Below are 21312 nucleotides of genomic sequence, written 5' to 3' on the forward strand. Positions count from 1 at the left end.
GAGTAGGGGGAGAATAATTCTTGTACAGACGCGATTAATCGCGTCTCCCCTGATTTAGATTTCCGGCGGTGAATACCCGATCAACTGCGATCGCTAATTCTGGAAAAGTTCGTGATACAATTTGCTGAGTAGCGGTAAAAAATGTTTCTTCGTAAAAACCATCTTCCAGTAGTAACACTGAAACTTTTGTTTCAAGTGGGTCTACAATCCAATATTCAGCAACCTCTAAGGCCGCGTATTCTGAGCGTTTATAACGATAGTCCCGTTTCACCGACTCTGGACTAACCACCTCGACAATTAGTAACGGTGGTGACTCAAATACTGCTGAAGCGTTTAACAATTCTCTAGCTTGTTCCAGTGTCACTACACACAAATCAGTCAACCTAGATTTATTTCTACCCGTTCTCACCCCACTTTCCCGAAAACACAGCCAAGTAGAGTTACAACGTTTGATTTCTGCATCTAGCGATTGCTCAAGAAATTTGGCAATCAGGAAATGTTCAATAGTAGGTGGATTCATTAGCTCTAGCTTGCCATCCACCAGTTCATAATGGAAATCGCTACCATCATCATAGGTTAAGTACTCCTCAAATGTGATGCTGGTTACTGGTGTTGTTACCATTCCAACTGACTCCTAGACGATACCTTTATCTTAAAACAGTAAAGTAAATCATCAGTTTTCTTCGTAATTTTGCAACACGGAAAACCGATTGTGAACAGTGAGTTATCTTCTCAACAAGTAAAAGACATTGGTGAACAAGGTCTTTTAGAAAGATTACAGCGTTTTTGTCCTCCAGAAATTATCGGCGATGATGCAGCAGTACTTGAGACTGCATCAGGGCAATCTTTGGTAGTGACTACAGATGTACTGGTTGATGGCGTGCATTTTAGCAACCTCACCACTTCCCCAGAAGATGCTGGTTGGCGAGCTGCTGCTGCAAATTTATCAGATTTAGCAGCAATGGGTGCTTCTCCATTGGGAATCACTATTGGGTTGGCACTACCCGGTGAACTTAGGGTGAGTTGGGTAGAACGCTTGTACCAGGGAATGACAGAATGCCTGCAAAAATACAATACCCCAATTGTTGGGGGTGATGTGGTGCGATCGCCTGTTACTACTCTGGCAATCACCGCTTTTGGTCAAGTTAACCCTAGTCAAATTATTCGCCGTTCTGCTGCTGTTGCCGGAGATGCGATCGTCGTTACAGGCGTTCATGGAGCCTCCCACGCTGGCTTAGAAATCCTCTTACATCCCGAATTAGGACAAAACCTCAAAGATGCAGAACGCACGGCTCTAATCCGCGCACATCAACGTCCACAACCACGATTAGATGTCTTACCAATCCTTTGGAAAATCTTAACTCCTAACTCCCAACTCTCCATTGCTGGTATGGATAGCAGCGATGGTTTGGCAGATGCGATTATCCAAATTTGCCGTGCGAGTGGCGTTGGCGCTGTTTTAGAACACAGACAAATTCCCCTAGCAAAAACTTTTAACCATTGGCTGACACCAGACCAAGCGCTAAGATATGCTCTATATGGTGGCGAAGACTTTGAATTAGTACTGTGCTTACCACAAGAATTAGCATCAGCCTTAGTGCAACATCTTGGAGAAGGTGCTGCGATCGCAGGCAGGATTACAGCCGGATCGACAGTAATATTGCACGACGAGCAAAAAAAATTCCCTGACCAAGTTCTGAATCTTAGCCAGGGATTTCAACATTTTAGTCAATAGTGCTTTGTCCTTTGTCCTTTGTCCTTTTTCTAATGACCAATGACCAATGACCAATGACTAATGACTAATGACAAATTAATTATTGCCACTTCTGGGCTACCAACTCTGCCAAATCCAAAACTCGTTGGCTGTAACCCCACTCGTTGTCATACCACGCCATAACTTTTACTAAGTCATTGCCCATAACCAAAGTCAAGCTAGCATCAACAATCGAAGAAGCATCACTACCTTGATAATCGGAAGATACTAGTTCTAGTTGGCTGTAGTCCAAAATACCTTTAAGTGGGCCTTCGGCAGCATCTTTGAGAGCTTGGTTAACTTCTTCAGTAATAGTACGCTTCTCAACCTGAACTACGAAATCTACCATTGAGACGTTCGGGGTTGGTACGCGCAAGGCAACGCCATTTAGCTTGCCTTTGAGGTCTGGGATAACCAGCGCCACTGCTTTTGCTGCACCAGTGGAAGTGGGTACAATGTTTATCGCTGCGGCCCTCGCCCGTCGCAAATCCCGGTGAGAAGCGTCTAGCAAGCGCTGATCGCCTGTATAGCTGTGGGTGGTGGTCATCGTACCTTTGATGATGCCGAACTTATCGTTCAACACCTTGGCAATCGGTGCCAAGCAGTTGGTAGTACAGCTAGCGTTGCTGATAATGTGGTGTTTGTTGTGGTCATAATCATGATGATTTACACCAACCACAAAAGTACCATCCTCGTTTTTACCAGGAGCGGTAATCAGAACTTTCTTGGCTCCAGCATTTACGTGCTTGAGCGCTCCTTCTTTGCTAGTAAATACCCCGGTTGCTTCGATAATTAGGTCAATTCCCCAATCTTTCCAGGGCAAGTTTTCGGGATTGCGATCGGACACGCACTTAATGGTCTTACCGTTAACGATGATAGAGTTATCATCGGCACTAATCTCAGCACCCTTGATCTTCCCTAGCATGGAGTCATACTTCAGCAGGTGAGCATTAGTTCTAGGGTCTGAAGTGTCATTAATAGCGACAAGATCGATTTTACTATTTTCTCTACCCACCCAGCAACGCGCAAAGTTACGTCCAATCCGCCCGAAACCGTTGATTGCAACTCTAATCACAGTGTCTTGCCCTCTGTATTTATGCTTATTATGTTGATATCGTTGACCCCAATCATATCGCAAAGGGGGGGGGCACTTTTAACCATAAAGTGTTAGATCAATAAAAAAACACATAATTTATTCAGATTTGTAAGAGTAGAGATTGTTGTTAGTGATATATGATCTGACCGATTCTGGGACTAAATAACGAATTGACTGGCGTTCGCGGCAAAATTTGCGAATTAGACTTGACGAAACTCCTACTAAAGGTATATTCAAGAGTTGCCAGTGAATGAGCAAAGACTGCTTTTTGAGTTGTTGCTCCACTTGCTTGCAGATTAATTTGCTTTGAGTTATAGTCTCACCACCTAGCTGTCGGGGTGCGATTAACCAATCACACATTTGTGCTAATTCGTGTCCCCGGTACCAACCGGGTAAGGTTTGGAAAGTATCCAAGCCCACAATCCAGTACCAATGAGTATTTGGGTAACAAGTAGATAAGTCAATCAGGGTGTTAATGGCATAAGAAGTCCCAAAGCGATTAGTCTCCACTAGTGAGACAGTAAATGCTGGGTTATCTTTGATGGCTAATTGCAGCATTTGCACGCGATGCTCAAACAAAGCTGCTTCTTTGTGAGGAGGGTTTAGGGATGGCACCCAAATTACCTTTTCCAGGGATACTTGATGCAAAGCTGTCTCGGCTACGAGCAGGTGTCCCCAATGAATTGGATCGAATGTGCCACCAAAAATTGCTAGTTGCTGCATCCAGATAAGCCTGGGTTATATGCAATTGAAAAATAGTTTCATTACCAATGTACTATTGTACTCAATTCACGCCTAAACTTGATGCAATTTCAAATTAGTTTCACTAAACAATGTATTATGTAGCCAATTCCAGTAAGGTAGCCAAAAATATGTATTTGACATTACAAGAATTTCTTTCCCGATGCAGCCAAAATTTTCAGAATAATCTTAAGAACAGTTCCGAAATAGCAAAAACCTCCAACCAAGGTAAAATCATTCTCAACCAGGAAAGCCAGAGCAGAAACATCATTTGGGCATCAAACATGAACATGATACAGAAGTAGTTACGGTAAAAATCAAAATCCTGTTATGATACGCGTGTCATTTGTGATTATGGTGTGGTGTGGTGTAAAAGGAGTAATAAATGACTAATTCTGTAGATTTTAGTGGTAGACCATTTCATTTCATTGGCATCGGTGGCATAGGTATGTCTGCTCTGGCATACGTTCTTGCAAAGCGTCAATTTCCAGTATCAGGTTCGGATCTTCGTCCTAACCACATTACGCACAAATTGGAATCTATCGGTGCTCATATTTTTGGTAAACAAGAGGCAAGCAATCTCGAATTCTTTCAACCTCAGGTATTAGCTAATCCAGTAGTATTAAATTCACCAGAAGAATTACCTACTGATACTAAGTCAAAACTGCCTCAAGTTATTTGTTCAACAGCAATTAACACTAATAATTTAGAATACAAAGCAGCGCTGGAATTAGGTTGTCCAGTTTTACATCGTTCAGATGTCCTAGCAGCTTTAATTGCCGATTACTACAGTATTGCAGTGGCAGGAACCCACGGCAAAACTACAACCAGTAGTATGATTGGCTATATGCTTCTAGAAGCAGGCCTAGACCCAACGATTTTAGTCGGTGGCGAAGTCAATGCATGGTCCGGTAATGCTCGATTGGGACAAAGCCAATATTTGGTAGCCGAAGCAGATGAATCAGATGGTTCTTTAGTAAAACACGCTCCCGAAATTGGCATCATCACCAATATTGAACTCGATCATCCTGACCACTACGATACATTAGAAGAAGTCATTGACACCTTCCAGACATTTGCTAAGGGTTGTAAAACTTTAATAGGTAGCATTGACTGTGCGACAGTGCGCGATCGCTTGCAACCCACAATTACCTACAGCTTACACTCAGATACCGACGCTGATTACACCGTCACTAATATTGATTATCGTGCTGATGGTACCACGGCTTTGGTTTGGGAAAAAGGCAGAGCTTTGGGTGTGTTGACGTTGCGGTTGCTCAGTCGGCACAATCTCAGCAACGCTTTAGCCGCAGTGGCTGTTGGTCGCGCTTTGGGCTTAGAATTTGGAGCAATTGCCAAAGGTATCGCCACCTTTGAAGGAGCAAGACGACGCTTTGAGTTCCGAGGCGAAGTCAATGGCATTACCTTCATTGATGACTATGCTCATCACCCGAGCGAGATTCGCGTTACTCTCGCCGCAGCACGTTTACAGGCAAGACCAGGGCAAAGAGTGGTTGCCATCTTCCAACCCCATCGCTATAGCCGTACACTGACCTTTTTAGATGAATTTGCCGAGTCATTTACTCATGCTGATTTGGTAGTGCTAACTGATATTTACAGTGCAGGCGAACCGAATTTAGGGCAAATTAGTGGTGAACGTCTAACGGCAGAAATTGCTAAACAGCATTCGCAGGTCGTTTATCAACCAACTTTACCCGCAGTGTATGAGTACTTGCTACAAACACTACGCCCAGGAGACTTGGCGCTGTTTTTGGGGGCTGGAAACTTGAACCAGGTCATTCCGGAAGTAATTACGACACTTTGTGAGCCGGCTAAAGCCACATCCTAAGTGAAGACCTTTGCGAAGTTTTATTTCTGAGTAAAGCGCTCCTCTCGCAACGGTTTCATCTGTGAACTCTATTACCGTATATTTGCGGTAAATCAATGTAAAAATTTTACCAAAAAAGTAAAGATGACCATTTCCCAGGCAGCTGGAAACGTCTGCACAGTTTCTGCTTTGAATACAAAGAAACCCCAAATAACTAATTCGGTGGAGAGTGAAGTAATCTACTTACCCAATACTGATTGTGCGCTCAAGTCCCAGGCTTGTTTGTCAGCGTTTACTTCCTATAGAGTTGGGGGAGCCGCTGATTTATACGTTGCCCCCCGAAACTTAGAAGCACTGCAAGCAAGTCTTAAATACGCCAAAGAACGCGAGCTAAAGGTGACAACACTGGGAGCAGGTTCTAACTTGCTGGTGAGTGATGGTGGTATATCAGGCTTAGTCATTGCTACTCGTCATCTCCGCTTCAGCAACTTTGACCCCCAAACCGGTCAATTAACCGTTGCTGCCGGAGAATCAATTCCTAGCTTGGCATGGGCGGCAGCAGAGTTAGGCTGGCAAGGATTGGAGTGGGCTGTTGGTATCCCTGGAACAGCCGGAGGTGCAGTGGTAATGAATGCAGGGGCACATAATAGCTGTATCGCAGATATGTTAGTTAGTGCCGAGGTACTTTCACCCGATGGTACGCTGGAAACTCTAACCCCGGAACAGTTAGGTTATAGCTACCGGACTTCATTATTGCAAGGTGGCGATCGCATAGTCACCCAAGCCACCTTACAACTCGCGCCAGGTGCAGACCCAGCAAAAGTTGTAGCAATTACCAAAGAACACAAAAAGCATCGGTTAAGCACTCAACCATACAACTTTCCCAGTTGTGGTAGTGTGTTTCGCAATCCCAAACCTTACAGTGCTGGCTGGTTAATTGAACAAACTGGTCTCAAAGGCTACCAAATTGGTGGAGCACAAGTAGCATTACTACATGCTAATTTTATCGTTAATCGTGGTGGAGCAAAAGCTAGTGATATCTTCTGTCTCATTCGCCACATCCAACATCAAGTACAAGAACGTTGGTCTATTAATTTAGAGCCAGAAGTCAAAATGCTCGGAGAGTTTCAAGGTGCTTGTGGATAAAAATGGGGAATGGGGAATTGGGAGATGAGGGAGAAGAATTAATAACCAATGTCCTACTCCCTACTCTCTATTCCATACTCCCCACTCTATGACGCATTAATTATTGGTAAAAAAAGAGTCAAATTACTTACCGCATCTATAATTGAATTTGATTTGTTATTCAACGCATACGCGTACAAATAATTATGACAGGAAAAGGACAGGGATTCGGCTTTGGTTTAGGAAAAATGAAAGAATTAGCCGAAGCTTTTAAGAAAGCGCAGCAAGTTCAAGAAGGCGCAAAGCGACTCCAAGAAGAATTGGAGCAAATGGAGATTCAAGGAGAATCTGGCGGTGGTCTTGTAAGGGTGATTGTCAGTGGAAACCAAGAACCCAAGCGGGTAGAAATTTCTCCAGATGCTTTAGCAGAAGGTGCAGAAGTACTTTCCGATCTTGTAACAGTGGCAATGAAAGAAGCCTACAACAAGTCCACAGCAACAATGCGGGAACGCATGGAAGAATTAACCAGTGGGTTGGAGTTACCTGGATTTTAATCATTGGTCATTGGTCATTAGTCATTAGTCATTAGTCATTGGACAAAGGACAAATGACTATTGACAAAGGACAAAGTATATCTATGCCTTACAAGTTGCTGTTTGTCTGCTTAGGTAATATCTGCCGATCGCCATCGGCAGAAAATATCATGAATCATCTAATTGAGCAGGCTGGCTTGAGCGAACATATCCTCTGTGACTCTGCTGGTACATCTAGCTATCACGTTGGTAGTCCACCTGACAGACGTATGAGTGCTGCGGCTGCTACTAAGTTGGGAATTAAACTGCGTGGTCGAGCACGCCAGTTTGAAAAGTCAGACTTTCAAGACTTTGATTTGATTTTGGCTATGGATCGAGAAAATTATGACAACATCCTCACTCTCGATCGAACTAAGCAATATCAGCATAAAGTACGTTTGATGTGCGAGTTTTGCTCTCGGCATACTCTAAAGGAAGTTCCAGATCCCTATTACGGTGGTCAAGAGGGATTTAATCAGGTTATTGATTTACTGATCGATGCTTGTGAAGGTCTGCTGACAAAAGTTAAAAGTGAAGAGTTATGAGTTAGAAGTCAGGAGTTAGGAGTTTTAATTCCTCACTCCTCACTTTTAACTCCTAACTTTTTTATTCCACCAAACCATGCTTCATCGCATAACGGACTAATTCCGCGCGGTTGCTGGTTGAGGTTTTTCTCAATAAACTGCTAACGTACTTTTCCACAGTTCGAGGACTCAGGTGTAACTGAAGACCCATATCGGCATTAGAAAGACCATGAGTTAATAACTCTAAGACTTCCTGTTCTCTGTGAGTTAGGGCTGAGTGCAGATGAGATTTCTGAATTTGAGTGGACAGAGAATTATGGGCATCCCCCGCTTTTGTCAAGCCGGAGATGCCCAAACTGTCTTTATGAGAAAAACGATACTCTGATTGGATAATTTGCGATCGCTCCAAAAGATTGCGGATTGCTGCTGCTAACTCTTCCAGTTCAAAAGGTTTGGGTAAATATAAATCGCACCCTGACTGGTAGCCGAGAATTCTTTCTTGGGTCTTAATGCGTGCCGTTAATAAAATTACAGGCAATAAACGAAACACTGGTTGTTGACGCACCCGGCGCACCAGTTCATAGCCATTCATCCGTGGCATAACAATATCCGTGACAATCAAATCAGGATGATACTCATCCACCATAAACAAAGCCTCTTGACCGTCATTAGCCACGATCACTGAGTAGCCAGACAGTTCAAGATAGTCGCTAACAGACAGACGAGTGCCCAAATCATCATCCACTACAAGGATCGTCAAGGGCATGGATAATACACCCCTAGCATTTTTTTACTCAGAAATTTGCTTTTATGTACTCCGTTAATGAACACAGACAATAATAGTGTTCTTATGTTTCATACTATGACAGGATTACCAGCTAATGACTGCTCTCAGGGTTTATTTATAAAGGAAATCTTAAATCATTAGGAAGGTTAACGAAATGTAACCACCTTAGACTCCCTGTGCTTAGGAGGCATAGAGAGCTTTGTAATTTGTAACAACTCATCATTAGCGTCATACCAATTCTTTGTCAGGACTTATGCAAAAGAGAAGTGAAAATCTTGATTTTCTGTAGAGACAATTCATGTAAAGGCCAAGAAGCAAGTTACACGGAGTTTTTCCTAGAGGATCGGCTTACCACAAGGTATTGCCTTTACTTGATGTGTAAGTCCTATTTGTGAAACTGCACAAAATCAGGCTTAGTGAGACAAGTTGCTCAAGCAACTTGTTCTATGAAATCTTAGAGGTAATCGGTATCAGCTAACTTAAAATTGCCAGAAAACCTTAATTGTGAACTTAGAAAAGCTAAATTAGTGATATACAGTTCACCATTTATAGCGGTTCTAAGATACACCGTATAATTCACAAGCCAATCCAAATAATTTTTTAGGTACATTTAAAGCACACAAAATTATCAATGAGCGACAAGAACGAAGGTTACAAAGTTATTTGCGACAACCGTCAAGCCCGTTATTTGTATGAAATTCTAGAAACTTACGAAGCTGGAATTGAGTTGACAGGAACAGAGGTGAAGTCGATTCGTGCGGGGAAAGTCAATCTCCAAGATGGCTATGCTTTGCTTCGCAATGGTGAAGCATGGTTGATCAATGTGCATATCTCGCCTTACAACGCTAGTGGACAATATTTTAATCATGAACCACGGCGTACACGCAAGCTTCTATTGCATCGTCAAGAACTCCGTAAGCTAATTGGCAAAGTTGAACAGCAGGGTTTAACTTTAATCCCTTTGAAAATGTATCTCAAACGAGGCTGGCTAAAAGTCAGTATAGCTCTTGGCAAAGGTAAAAAGCTCCACGATAAACGAGAAGACCTGAAACGACGCCAAGACCAGCGTGACATTCAACGGGCCATGAAAAGTTATTGAGGATTCAATGTTGCTAAACTACCACAGCAAGAATGAGAAACAGACTGCTGTGAAAACCATGCTGTATGTCTACAGCGTGAGTTATGAAAATGCCGAGTTTATAGCCGCAGATTGATTTTGTTAAAGTTAAGACTCGATACAGTGGTGAGTGACTTCAAATAGCATCAGGAACTTTCACAACTATGAAAAGTAATTTCATTACCGCTGTTGGCGCTGGCGTTCTCACCTTGAGTATGGGAATTTTACCTTTAACTTTATCTGCACAAGCTCAGACAACTAATGACACTGGAGCTAGTACTACTACTACTGCTCCAACAACGACTACTGACAATCGCAACGATTTTGATTGGGGTTGGCTAGGATTGCTTGGTTTACTCGGTCTAGGCGGGTTGGCTGGCAAAAAGAACGATCGCGAATCTGTAGCTTATCGCGACCCTAATGCTCCAAGTGCTACTACTTACAGAGATTAAACAATTCAAAAGTTGTCAGTTGTCCGGTAAGAAAACAACTGACAATTTATTTATGTTAATTTATTGCTGGATCTGAGTTAGTTGTATTTGTCTGGTTTTGAGCTAAAGGTGTCCAGTAGCTGGCAATTAAGGCAACGATCAGCCACCAGAGGGTATTTACTTCAGGACGATACCAGACAGTATCTACGGTGCCGTGAGCTAGCATACCCAACAAAATAGCGATCGCCCCAATTAACCAAAATCCCTCTACACTTCTGATTTGTCGCAATCGTTGCACTTGTAAAAATGCGGTATTAAATGTGACAATTAGTAGCCAGAGAAAACAAGCTAAACCAACAAAGCCAGTTTCTACAGTCACTTCAAACAATATCGAATAGGCGCTCAAAGCAGTGTAACGAGGGCGTTGGTAAAGGGGATAAACTTTATTAAAAGAGTTGTGACCAGGCCCAATGCCGAAAATCGGGCGATCGCGAATCATTTCAAATACAGCATCCCACACATTTCGGCGAAAATTATTACTGCTATCCTTACGGTCGGCAAAAATACTGAATACTCGCAGCCGCACTGGCTCTACAAATATCACTGCTAGCACCAATAGGCCGATCAAACCTCCTAAAACAATCGGTATTGACCAAGTACGCCAAAAACGAGGCATTTCCACGCTTTTCCAAAAAACTAGCAATGCCATCACAGCTAAAACTGCCACCACTAGTCCAATCCAACCACCACGACTAAAAGTCAGAATTAGGCAAGAGCTATTGACAATTAGCATTGTTAATGCTAGAGCCTTTTTAGGCCAGCTTTGCCATGCAAAAATTGCCACTAAGCTAAAAATTACTGCTGGTAATAGATATCCAGCCAATAAGTTGGGATTGCCTAAATAACTGTAGACTCTTGTAGTCTTAGACATAGGAGATTCTGGATCGACCCAAGTTGCCAATGCTGTGGCTCCAAAAAACCATTGCCGCAACCCGTATACACTAACAATTAACGATACGTGCAGATAAAGGATGATAATCCAAGAACGGAGGCGAGGCGACCTTAAGACCCTGGCACAAAGGGTAAATAGTAGCAAATACAAGGTCAAGGTTCCCAAGTCGTTAAGTGCCGCCTTTTTCACTGGTGACAATGCCGTTGCAACTGCGGCAACTCCCCAGTAGAGCAATACCAGCAAGTGAATGGGAGTGACTGACGAGACATTTGCTGGTGTTACTTCATCAGATATAGTCAACAACAGCCAAAATCCGACACAAGCCACCAGCAAAAAACCCACCAATGTACTCGAAGCAAAAGGTGCTAGAGCATATATTAAGCTGAGTAAAGCCGCTGCGATCGCATCTCCCCATTGAAGCAAGACGCTAGTTTGCCGCCAAGAACTTAGCAATCCCACCAGAGAGCGGTGTACATAACTGGTAGCAAGATATTCTTTGAGCGGTAAAGTTGATAGAGTAAATCGTTGCCAGACTAAATTCATAAAAAACATTGCGATCGATTAGCCTGCCGACGCAGAACTTGGAATCGATCATAATGCCTATAGCTATAAAAAGGTAATAACAGAAATTGCACATCACGCGATGGCGCTCTTATTCCTAGCCATCAGCCAATAGAAAGTTAAGAATAGTTCTTCATATACTGAGTACAGCTTGATGTAAAATAGTGGCGAATTGAGGGTTGAAATTTAAAGGCATAGGTAAGCGCAGAAGCACACAGAGAATTAATCAAATCTAAATAGAAAATACGTCTTTCCCAATCTCCATTACCCCTTATCCCCAGAGGGGGCCCCACCTTCTTCAATCCCCACAATTAGACATCGCTAATTGCTTGTGAGGAAGTCGCTAGTTGCAGTGGCAAAGAAAGCACATAACGATATCCTGATTCTGGTGAACCTTGAATCAAAATATGTCCACCGTGCAATTCTGCCAGTTGACAACTTAGTAATAGGCCTAAACTTTCACGAGAAAGACTTCCATGTGATTTAGCTAAATTTATACCTGAACTATTAGCAAAGAAGTTTGAGTGGGAATCACTCAAGTTTTTGGAATTTTCCACTGCTACTGATGAAGTATCTAGTTGTTCTTGTCTTTCTGTATGAGTATTGTAAGTTGCGATCTCACCTGTAAGCTCCAGCAGCGACAAAGAATTGAGACGGAAGTAAGGATCGACCTCTGTTATGCCATCCCCTAACCAGGGATGAGAAACCCAAATAGTAATGTTGAGCGTATCTTCTTTATAAGAAACATGAATGCGAACAATGCTACCTGTAGCCGAAAGTTGAATCACACTGAAAACCAGATGATAAAGCATTTGCCGCACCTTGTCTTTATCTAAAGGCCAAATGCGATTGCGGCCTGGTTCTATAGACAGGCGAATATCTTGCTCGCGGCGATTAGCTACTTCTTCTAGGGTATTGATAGCTTGTTGGCATAGCATTTCAATATCCACGGGAGCTAGATTTAGTACAGTTGAGTTTTCGTCCATCGCTCCTAGTTCGGTAATTTCGTTTACTAGGGAAAGTAAGTACCGACCACTGTGTTGGATAATTTCCAAATATTCTCTCTGCTTAGTCGTCAAAGGCCCATAAATCTCACGTCCTAAAACACTAGCCATACCGAGTACAGACGTTAGGGGCGTGCGTAATTCCTGAGTTAGCTGACTCAAAAGTTCTAGCTTCAGTTGCTTAGTAGAAACAGAGTCGTTATCTTGAGCGGATGCAGTGATTTTAATATCAGTATTACGTTCCTCATTCAGTGAAAATATCGGAACGTTCTTGGCAGCGCTTGATTCGAGTTTCCCTTGCAGGAGTCTATTACGTTCAAATTCACTCATACTCCAACGAGCAATGATTTGTAAAAACTCAATATCTCGGGTTGTAAAATTGCGCGGGACTAAATCCATCACCGCTAATGCACCTAAACAATGTCCCTCAGCATCAATTAATGGCGCTCCTAAGTAAGCACGAATACCATAATCTTGCACTAACTTGCTGCCAGCAAGTACTGGATCGGTAAGTTTATGCGTATCATTAATTACAAATACTTGAAAGCTGTCTACTACCTGAGTGCAAAATGATTCCCGGCGTAGTAGTTGGCGGCTTTGTGCCAAATGATTCATTAGTCCTAGTCTAGATAAGCCTATCGCCGATTTGAACCAATGGCGTTCTTGATCCACAAATCCCAATATCGAAATTGGTGCTTCCAAAAAGTGGGCAGCAGTCTGTGTGGCTTCTTCAAAAACCGGAATCGTTTCTGGTTGCTGCAAACCTAAATCGGACAAAGCTTTGAGGCGTTGCTGTTCTCTTGATTCATGAGAATCCCAACCATCCTTTAGGGCAAATAATTTGTTTTCAGGCTCTATCATTGCCACTGCTACCTTAATAATTTCTCTATTGTGTTAATTGATCCAAGTCCTATTTCTAGGTTATCAATTGCTATTTTTAAGCATTCCCTAATTTTGCCTCTGACAAACAAATTTAGGGCAAAAATTTTTTCTCCCTTGCATTAAGCCAAGATGTGGTGTCTGCTAGTTACTAGTTACTGGTGCTGAATGTTCTTTATTTAGCACTGATGTAGTCTTTATCGCTTGAGATTTTCCAATCAGACTGCGTTAGATTTGAATTCAGCCAGGGTAAGCTAATGCTAAGGATACAATACAAAGGGGCTATCATTCTTTATCTATATAAGGGAAAATTTTGACTGGAACATTCAAGGTAAATTTACTTAAAAAAATAGATGTTAATGTAATAAAATATAGACATTTTACTGATAACAACTAGCACCCAGAGATGATAATCCTAGTGCAAGATGACCTAAATAGGCTAACCATATCCCTACGGATTAGCAAACTACCAAATTATTGAAAAGCCCAGTTTCTGAACTTTTTGAATTTTGAGAGAAGTCTGATGGCAACTTCGGGCACTCAAATTAAGAGGGCGTGATTTTGAAAACCATAACCGACTAAATAATCGATCGAAGCCTTTATCCAAATAGATTAAATCTACGACAATTTCATGCCGAAAATTGTACAAGGTTTTCTATTTTTTCCATGTGAGGAAACATTTTTTGAGGACGACTGGTAATGAATAAAATGGCTATTAGAGTTCCTTTTGTAGACCTAAAGTTACAACATGAACCAATTCAAACGCAATTGCAAGATGCAATCCAATCTGTATTGGAACGGGGAGATTTTATTTTAGGACAAGCACTTTCAGATTTTGAAGCAGCATTTGCGGCAGTATCTGGTACGGCTTATGGAGTTGGTGTGGCATCAGGAACAGATGCGATCGCTCTGGGATTACAAGCGTGTAATATTGGTGCTGGCGATGAAGTGATTTTACCCGCAAATACTTTTGTCGCCACCTTAATTGGGGTGCTACGTGCTGGCGCCAAGCCAATTTTGGTAGATTGCGATCGCCAAACTGCTTTAATTGATTTAGAAGCCGCAGCAAAGGCAATTACGCCTCAGACTAAAGCAATTATCCCCGTGCATCTCTATGGTCAGATGGTATCACCACGCGATTTAGTGAACTTTGCCGATACCTACAAACTCCTAATTTTTGAAGATGCCGCCCAAGCACATCTGGCCCAAAGAGACGGATATTACGCTGGTTCAATAGGAATAGCAGCAGCTTTTAGTTTCTATCCCAGCAAAAATTTAGGAGCATTTGGGGATGGGGGAATGCTGCTGACACGAGATTCAGATGTAGCCCAGAAGATGGTACGCTTGCGAAATTATGGTGCATCGCAAAAGTATTTTCATACTGAACCAGGTACAAATAGCCGCTTGGATACTTTGCAAGCAGCAATTTTACACAAAAAACTTCCATATTTGCCGCAGTGGAATCGCGATCGCCTGACTATTGCCCAGCAGTATGATAATGAACTAGCACCCTTGGCAACTGCTGGAATTATTCCTATAGAAAATCAAAGTGATACAGGACACGTTTATCATCTTTATGTGATTAAAGTAGATGATTCTTGCCCAATAGAACGCCAGCAACTCCAGGAAAAACTCACGGCGGTGGGAATTCAAACTGGCATTCACTATCCAATTCCTTGTCATCTCCAGCCAGCATTCACCAATTTAGGCTATCAACTGGGAGATTTTCCCCAAGCAGAGAAGTTGTCAAAGCAAATATTATCATTACCGATGTATCCTGGTTTAAGTAGTAGCCAAGTCAAAGAAGTTGTAGCAGCGATCGCCAATGCAGTCTCAACAAGTTATCAGGGAGATAATCTATCTACTGCTGACCTGGGCAGCGTGGTAGCCTGAAGTTAATTCATACTTAATTTGTCCTTTGTCCTTTGTCATTTGTCTTTTCTCATTTATCCTTTGCAAATGACCAATGACTAATGACCAATGACTAATGACCAATGACCAATGACTAATACTGAAAATCATGGCACTCCAGCAACAGGTTAAAAATATAAACGCATCAGGCTTGTTAAATATAGCTATTTTAGGCGTTTTGCTGCTGCTTTATGCTCCAATATTGCTACACTGGTTGGATGGTTGGCTGCACAAAAATATCAGTACAGAACACGAATATTTCAGCCACGGAATTATTGGTCTACCATTTGCGGCTTATCTGGGCTGGATGAACCGGAAAAAGTGGAAACGTTTGCCAGATACGATCAATCCTTTGGGCGCTGTTTTATTGTTATTAGGGGCAATTTTTTATCTTAGCGGTGTTACAGAGTGGGTTAACCTTTCTTTGCCCGTGATATTAATCGGATTATGCCTGTGGTTTAAGGGAATAGCAGGTTTGCGATTACAAGGATTCCCTCTACTACTAGTATTTTTAGCAACCCCAACAGCATTACCTTATCTCATTGCTCCCTATACCATGCCTCTCCAAAGCTTCATCGCTGGCACAGCAGGCTTCATACTGAATCAATTTGGGATGGAAGTAACCGTAGATGAGATCAATCTTTACGTGGGAGGACGGATTGTAGAAGTTGCTCCCTATTGTGCAGGGCTGAAAATGTTGTTTACGACTCTCTACGTGGGCTTGATGCTGCTTTATTGGACAGATGCTTTGTCTTCACGGCGGACAACTATATCGTTTTTATCTCTTGCTGCGATCGTTAGCGTTACTGCCAACATCATTCGTAATACTTTACTGACTTTCTTTCACGGCACGGGTCAAGAAGCGGCTTTTAAATGGCTGCATGAGGGTTGGGGTGGCGATCTCTATTCTGCTTGTATGCTGGTGTCACTAGTGCCCTTACTGAATTGGATTAATACCTATTTTTCAGCATCTCTAGAAACTGAGCAAGAGGCAGAAACTTAGAACTATTGGGCATTGGGCATTGGGCATTAGGCATTGGGCATTGGCACAGGAGCAGAGGGGAAAATTTTCTGCAACTTCTCCCCTGTTCTTCACTCTCCCCTCCTAACTCTTTTAATCTTTCATCATTTATACGTAAGTCCTAAATATTACTGAACTCACAATGTGATTTTATAAAGTAAGATTTTGCCTAAGTATTGCAAATTTTACTGATGATTTCCTTCTCTAAATTTTTCAAGGAAAACCAATTGACTCAGGTAGCAGCACTTTTATTATTGCTACTGCTGCTAGCAATGGCGGGGGTTCCCGGATATCTGACAGGACACTGGCAATGGAAACAGCCGCCCCCTGTTCCTACCCTCCACGAATTAAAACAGATTCGCAAGACTGGGTTAACCCTTCCTGGTTGGCAAACCATTGAACAAGCAGAACAGCAAATTGGTGAACATAATTGGTCTTTGCAGGTAGTTAAAAAAGAAGGTTCCGAATCCCAGGCAATCCTGCTTTTATTGCCGCAAAATGGGCCTATGGATCAACCAGAGGTAGAGTGGACAGATGTTAACGGCTGGGGAAGGTCACGCTGGGGAAAGTGGGATATAGCTCAATCTCGTTCTGCGGAATTTACTGTGAAACCATCTGCAAAGTTGGCTTCTAATGTCGAAACTAAAGTAGAAGCTAGATTCTTTCGTGCCTCCACACCACAGCAAACCTTCGCTGTTTTGCAATGGTATGCTATGCCAGACGGGGGAAATCCATCACCTTTTCACTGGTTCTTGGCAGATCAACTAGCACAATGGCGCAAGCAACGCACTCCTTGGGTTGGCGTGAGCATTCTGATTCCAATGGAACCTTTGGGTCAGGTAGAAACATCTTGGTCTTTAGCTCAGTCTATTGGGGAAACAGTTCAAGCTGCATTAATGGCAGGCCCTTTGTAGAGTCTGTTTTGATGCCCTTGCGCAGAGATTTATCAAGAGTATCTCTATAAATTGTGTTCAGGCTGAAACTCATCTAAAATGATGTTAACAACATCAAGTTAGAAATTAAATTTAGCAAAATTATTCTCTTTTTCTTGGTAAATACTTGTAGGTAAAAGAGACATTGAAGGCATTTTTAGAGTAAAATAACCACTCGGCGCGACTAATTTCTATCTAAATATTTTCTGCACCAATGTTCATAGATGCTAGTTATTATATGCGTGGATTCAGCGCCTTGTGTTTTGTCAGTCTTCAAGTAGGAGTTTTCTTAACAACACCTATCCAACTTGTTGTCGCCCAGCCTTTTCGATCTCAAGGACAATCACCAAACCTATTCCCCTCGCCTGTGCCAGTTAATGAAGTTGCACCTAGTGGTGTAAATGAAGAAATTTCTCCGCAACTCAGTCGCTACCTCTTGGGGCCAGGAGATGCAATTGGTGTTGTGCTTCAGCGTCCTCCCGGCCCGTACCGCTTAGGCATAGGGGATGGAATTAGCGTTTCGGTTCAGCGCTTTCCAGATTTAAGCTTTCAAGCTTTAATCAACCCAGAAGGTAATATTGCGGTGCCGTTATTGGGAACAGTTTCTTTACAAGGTTTAACCCTAGAAGAAGCTCAAGAAAAAATTCGCTTGGGTTTAAATCGTTATGTTGTCGATCCAATCATAGTTTTAGCCTTAGTAACGCAGCGTCCAGACCTCAGTTTTCAGGCTGTAATTAGTCCAGAAGGCAACATCATCGTGCCACAAGTGGGAACGGTGTCATTAAAAGGTTTAACTCTAGAAGAAGCTCAAGAAAAAATTCGCCTGGGCTTGAGTCGCTTTTTCCCAGATCCAATCGTGGTAGTATCCTTGGCAGGAACGCGACCAGTTCAAGTTACCATTAGTGGGGAAATATTTCGACCAGGAATTTATCCAATTAATTCACCAACACCTCGTGTTGCTGATGCTTTGCTAGTATCTGGTGGTTCAACGTTGAATGCAGACCTGCGACAAGTGCAAGTACGCCGAAAGTTAATCGATGGTTCTGTGATTTCACAAACGATTGATTTATACGCAGCACTGCAAAATGGCGGTTCAATCCCGAATTTACGCTTACAAGACGGAGATGCGATACTCGTACCCCGTCGTGAAGTTGGTAGTGAGGATGGTTATGACCGCAATTTAGTAGCACGTTCATCCTTGGCTACACCACAGATTAGAGTCCGAGTTTTAAACTACGCTGCGGGTGGTCTTTCCATTCAAGCACTGCCTAACGGCAGTACATTTGTAGATGCTTTGGGAGGTGTAAATCTAGACACTGCTAATCTGAGAGATATCGCTCTGGTTCGCTTTGATTCGGAACGAGGCAAAGCTGTTACCCAAAAACTTGATGCTAAAAAAGCTCTAGGCGGTGATGCATCGCAAAATGTAGCACTTCAAGATAACGATGTTATTGTTGTTGGTCGGAACCTCATTGGTAGAATTACTAATTTCTTGACCACCATTACCCAACCTTTCTTCAATGTTCAATCTTTTCTCCGGTTTTTTGACAACATCGGTGGTGGATCGAATTAGTAACATTAAAGAAGGATACAACCTAGAAATAGTTTGGAGTGTAAAAAACCACATCTCTAACTGAATATTTGAATTTATTAATGGAAAAGTCTTAAAGATATCAACCGATATATACAGTAGGAAGTTGATAGCATACTTGTATCAAAGCCACTATCTTTGTTTGGTGCTTCCTAAATTTTGAATTTTGTATTTTAAATTTTGAATTGGAGCGAAGCGACCATGACCCCACCAATTGTTAAACGCTATCTGATTGCTTTTGATAAATATAAATGGATTGGACTAGCTAGTTTTGGTTTAGTTGTCGCCGGATCAACTGTGGTAGCTATGCAACCAGAGCCACCTACTAGCTATATAGCATCTGGGGCACTTACTTATAGTGGGCCGCCAGTTTCTTTCTCTGCAACTGGTAATGAAATCCAACAGCAAGGGAAGGAACTAAATGAGGAAGTTTTACTATCAAACCAGATAATTGCAGGTGTGGCTGAGAAAGTCGGTGTCAAACCGAAACAACTCGGTGCAAGTCTTGCTCTTGCTCTACCTAAAAAAAATGCTAAGAGTGGAGAATTAGAATCTTCTACCTTTGAACTTAAATATGTAGATAGTGACGCCAAACGAGGCATACAAGTATTGACAGAATTGATGCAAGCAATGATCAAGTTGAGCAGTGACATCAATACTGGGCGCTTACAAGCAATTATTCAAAAGATTAACGATCGCACACCACAAGCTAAACGGGAATTGCAAATTGCTGAAAAGAAGCTGGAACAGTACGATCGCGTCGAGCGAACAGCAATCTTAGCCGCAGAGAATGGCAGCTTGTTAAGCGCCATTACTGCCAGCCAAAATCTCCAACGGCAAATTCAATTAACTATTTCTGGGGTTGATGGTCAAGTTCGCAGTTTACAAAATAAGTTAGGCTTAACAGTCGGACAAGCTTATGTTTCTTCTGCTTTGAGTGCCGATCCAATTATTGGGAACTTACGAGCGCAAATTTATCAAAGTGAATCGCAAATCGCTTTACTCAGAAAAGATTTGCGGCCGGAACATCCAACAATGGTGCAGTTAATGCGTCAGAAACAAGCTGCTGAGGAATTACTCCAACAACGTGCTGCTGAAGTTTTAGGTGGTGGTGGAACGGCGGCTCCGCTTCAGGGTAGCGTTGCAGGTATTCGCACTCAAAGCAGCTTAGATCCAACACGCCAGCAATTGGCAAACCAAATGGTGTCTTTACAAACCCAACGGGAGACATTGCAACAACAACTAGCTCAAGAAATCCAACTAGAAGCGCGGCTCCGGCGAGAGTATGCTCTGATACCCAATAAGCAATTAGAGCGATCGCGTTTAGAACAGGAGGTTGGACTCAAAAAAGCTATCTATGACCAAATGCAGGCGAAGCTAACCGATGCCAAAACCGCAGAGGCAGAAACTACTAGCAGCCTCAGTATTGCCAGACGCCCCGCAGTCACTGTCGATCCCAAACCTCCAAAGAGTGTGCCTATTACCCTTGCTGTGGGTGGTTTCTTAGGTGTATTGATTGGTGGCGGGGTGATATTTTTGTTGGGAGCGCTGGAAGGCACTTTCAAAACCAGGGAGGATATCCGCGAGAGCCTCAAGCAACGAGAAGTGGCACTGTTGGGAGAATTGCCTTTAATGCCAGTTGATGATTTGGAGCCAGATGCTGTACCGGTAGTATTTTCCCAAGATTCTCCTTATTTAGAATTTTATGAGAAATTCCGTAGTAATATGCGCCGGATTGGTGGTAAAAACTTAAAGGTAGTATTGATTACTAGCACCAGTAGCCTAGAGGGGAAAACGGCAAGTGCTTATAATTTGGGTGTTGCTTCCGCTCGTGCTGGTAAAAGAACCTTAATTATCGAAACAGATTTGCGATCGCCTTCCCGTTGTACATCTTTAAAAGTAATTCCTGACCCTGAAGCCACTATTGAACCCCTACGTTATTACGCTAATTTGAGTGAATGTATTCGTTTAGTTCCTGATGTAGAAAATTTATACATTCTTCCCAGCCCTGGCCCAGTACGGCAATCCGCTGCTATTCTTGAATCCAGCGAAATGCGGCGGCTGATAGAAGATGTCCGCGAACGGTTTGATTTAGTCATTTTAGATACTAGTCCCCTCAGCATATCCAATGACCCATTGTTAATTCAACCCTACAGCGATGGGATCGTACTGGTGGCGAGACCAAACTATACGCAAGAGAATATGCTAGGTGAAGCTATCGATCAATTGGTTGAATCTGAACTGGGGTTATTGGGAGCAATTATCAATGGTGCTGATATCATTGTTTCTGCACGTGAAGAAGTTGCAAAATCATCAACATTTACATCTGAGGTAGAACAGTCAGAAGAAGTTTCAGCGAGTGCCAACAAAAACTAATAGTTTCAAATGTGGAAATTTTAACTTGAGTATCGCATTCGCGTTGGCGTTCGCTTTAGCGTTTTTGAAAGAGAAGGGTCTCGCAGAACATTGAAAGGTAGCAATTTTTTT

At 42.5% G+C, this 21312-nt stretch carries 18 protein-coding genes; 12 read left to right on the plus strand and 6 right to left on the minus strand.

Features of this window, described 5'->3' with window-relative positions:
- Positions 1–34: 34 nt before the first annotated feature.
- Positions 35–622 carry a Uma2 family endonuclease gene (locus RMZ95_RS20695; protein ID WP_322683287.1) on the minus strand — a complete coding sequence of 196 codons (588 nt, stop codon included), beginning with the start codon at positions 620–622 and terminating at the stop codon, positions 35–37.
- 90 nt (positions 623–712) lie between these two features.
- On the opposite strand from RMZ95_RS20695, the gene thiL reads away from it, so the two are divergent.
- Positions 713–1735, plus strand: a complete 1023-nt coding sequence (thiL, locus tag RMZ95_RS20700; RefSeq protein ID WP_322683288.1) for a thiamine-phosphate kinase — start codon at positions 713–715, stop codon at positions 1733–1735.
- Positions 1736–1814: 79 nt separating this feature from the next.
- Here thiL and RMZ95_RS20705 read toward each other — a convergent pair whose 3' ends face one another.
- On the minus strand, positions 1815–2828 hold the full coding sequence (locus RMZ95_RS20705) for a type I glyceraldehyde-3-phosphate dehydrogenase (protein WP_322683289.1): 1014 nt from the start codon (positions 2826–2828) through the stop codon (positions 1815–1817).
- Positions 2829–2945: 117 nt separating this feature from the next.
- Complete coding sequence (gene nadD, locus RMZ95_RS20710; protein WP_322683290.1) at positions 2946–3572, minus strand: nicotinate (nicotinamide) nucleotide adenylyltransferase; 627 nt, start codon at positions 3570–3572, stop codon at positions 2946–2948.
- A gap of 403 nt (positions 3573–3975) precedes the next feature.
- On the opposite strand from nadD, the gene murC reads away from it, so the two are divergent.
- From murC to RMZ95_RS20730, 4 genes are all read left to right on the plus strand, one after another.
- A complete protein-coding gene (murC, locus tag RMZ95_RS20715) occupies positions 3976–5439 on the plus strand; it encodes a UDP-N-acetylmuramate--L-alanine ligase (RefSeq protein WP_322683291.1) in 1464 nt (487 codons plus the stop codon).
- Between the two features lie 123 nt (positions 5440–5562).
- Entirely contained in the window at positions 5563–6564 is a 1002-nt protein-coding gene (gene murB, locus RMZ95_RS20720) for a UDP-N-acetylmuramate dehydrogenase (protein ID WP_322683292.1), read from the plus strand.
- 185 nt (positions 6565–6749) lie between these two features.
- Complete coding sequence (locus RMZ95_RS20725) at positions 6750–7097, plus strand: YbaB/EbfC family nucleoid-associated protein (RefSeq protein ID WP_322673862.1); 348 nt, start codon at positions 6750–6752, stop codon at positions 7095–7097.
- A gap of 83 nt (positions 7098–7180) precedes the next feature.
- Positions 7181–7660 carry a low molecular weight protein-tyrosine-phosphatase gene (locus tag RMZ95_RS20730; protein WP_322683307.1) on the plus strand — a complete coding sequence of 160 codons (480 nt, stop codon included), beginning with the start codon at positions 7181–7183 and terminating at the stop codon, positions 7658–7660.
- Positions 7661–7721: 61 nt separating this feature from the next.
- Here RMZ95_RS20730 and RMZ95_RS20735 read toward each other — a convergent pair whose 3' ends face one another.
- Positions 7722–8405, minus strand: a complete 684-nt coding sequence (locus RMZ95_RS20735) for a response regulator transcription factor (protein ID WP_322683293.1) — start codon at positions 8403–8405, stop codon at positions 7722–7724.
- A gap of 652 nt (positions 8406–9057) precedes the next feature.
- Between RMZ95_RS20735 and smpB the strand changes: the two genes are divergently transcribed.
- On the plus strand, positions 9058–9525 hold the full coding sequence (gene smpB, locus RMZ95_RS20740) for an SsrA-binding protein SmpB (RefSeq protein WP_094349892.1): 468 nt from the start codon (positions 9058–9060) through the stop codon (positions 9523–9525).
- 182 nt (positions 9526–9707) lie between these two features.
- Entirely contained in the window at positions 9708–9995 is a 288-nt protein-coding gene (locus RMZ95_RS20745; RefSeq protein ID WP_322683294.1) for a WGxxGxxG family protein, read from the plus strand.
- 55 nt (positions 9996–10050) lie between these two features.
- Here the strand turns inward: RMZ95_RS20745 and RMZ95_RS20750 are convergent, their stop codons facing one another.
- Positions 10051–11469 (minus strand): IctB family putative bicarbonate transporter, encoded by a 1419-nt coding sequence (locus tag RMZ95_RS20750; RefSeq protein ID WP_322683295.1) that lies wholly within the window; start codon positions 11467–11469, stop codon positions 10051–10053.
- Positions 11470–11798: 329 nt separating this feature from the next.
- Positions 11799–13352: a GAF domain-containing sensor histidine kinase gene (locus RMZ95_RS20755; RefSeq protein ID WP_322683296.1), complete on the minus strand. Its 1554-nt coding sequence runs from the start codon at positions 13350–13352 to the stop codon at positions 11799–11801.
- A gap of 717 nt (positions 13353–14069) precedes the next feature.
- Between RMZ95_RS20755 and RMZ95_RS20760 the strand changes: the two genes are divergently transcribed.
- The 5 genes from RMZ95_RS20760 (at position 14070) to RMZ95_RS20780 (ending at position 21201) form a co-directional block, all read left to right on the plus strand.
- On the plus strand, positions 14070–15263 hold the full coding sequence (locus RMZ95_RS20760) for a DegT/DnrJ/EryC1/StrS aminotransferase family protein (protein WP_322683297.1): 1194 nt from the start codon (positions 14070–14072) through the stop codon (positions 15261–15263).
- A 127-nt stretch (positions 15264–15390) separates the two neighbouring features.
- A complete protein-coding gene (gene crtB / locus RMZ95_RS20765; protein ID WP_322683298.1) occupies positions 15391–16284 on the plus strand; it encodes a cyanoexosortase B in 894 nt (297 codons plus the stop codon).
- A gap of 209 nt (positions 16285–16493) precedes the next feature.
- Positions 16494–17216, plus strand: a complete 723-nt coding sequence (locus RMZ95_RS20770) for a cyanoexosortase B system-associated protein (protein WP_322683299.1) — start codon at positions 16494–16496, stop codon at positions 17214–17216.
- Positions 17217–17448: 232 nt separating this feature from the next.
- Positions 17449–18807 (plus strand): polysaccharide biosynthesis/export family protein, encoded by a 1359-nt coding sequence (locus tag RMZ95_RS20775; protein ID WP_322683300.1) that lies wholly within the window; start codon positions 17449–17451, stop codon positions 18805–18807.
- A gap of 219 nt (positions 18808–19026) precedes the next feature.
- Entirely contained in the window at positions 19027–21201 is a 2175-nt protein-coding gene (locus RMZ95_RS20780; protein ID WP_322683301.1) for a polysaccharide biosynthesis tyrosine autokinase, read from the plus strand.
- Positions 21202–21312: the final 111 nt, after the last annotated feature.

It is taken from the genome of Nostoc sp. DedQUE07, assembly GCF_034530975.2.
In the GTDB taxonomy this organism is placed as follows: domain Bacteria; phylum Cyanobacteriota; class Cyanobacteriia; order Cyanobacteriales; family Nostocaceae; genus Nostoc.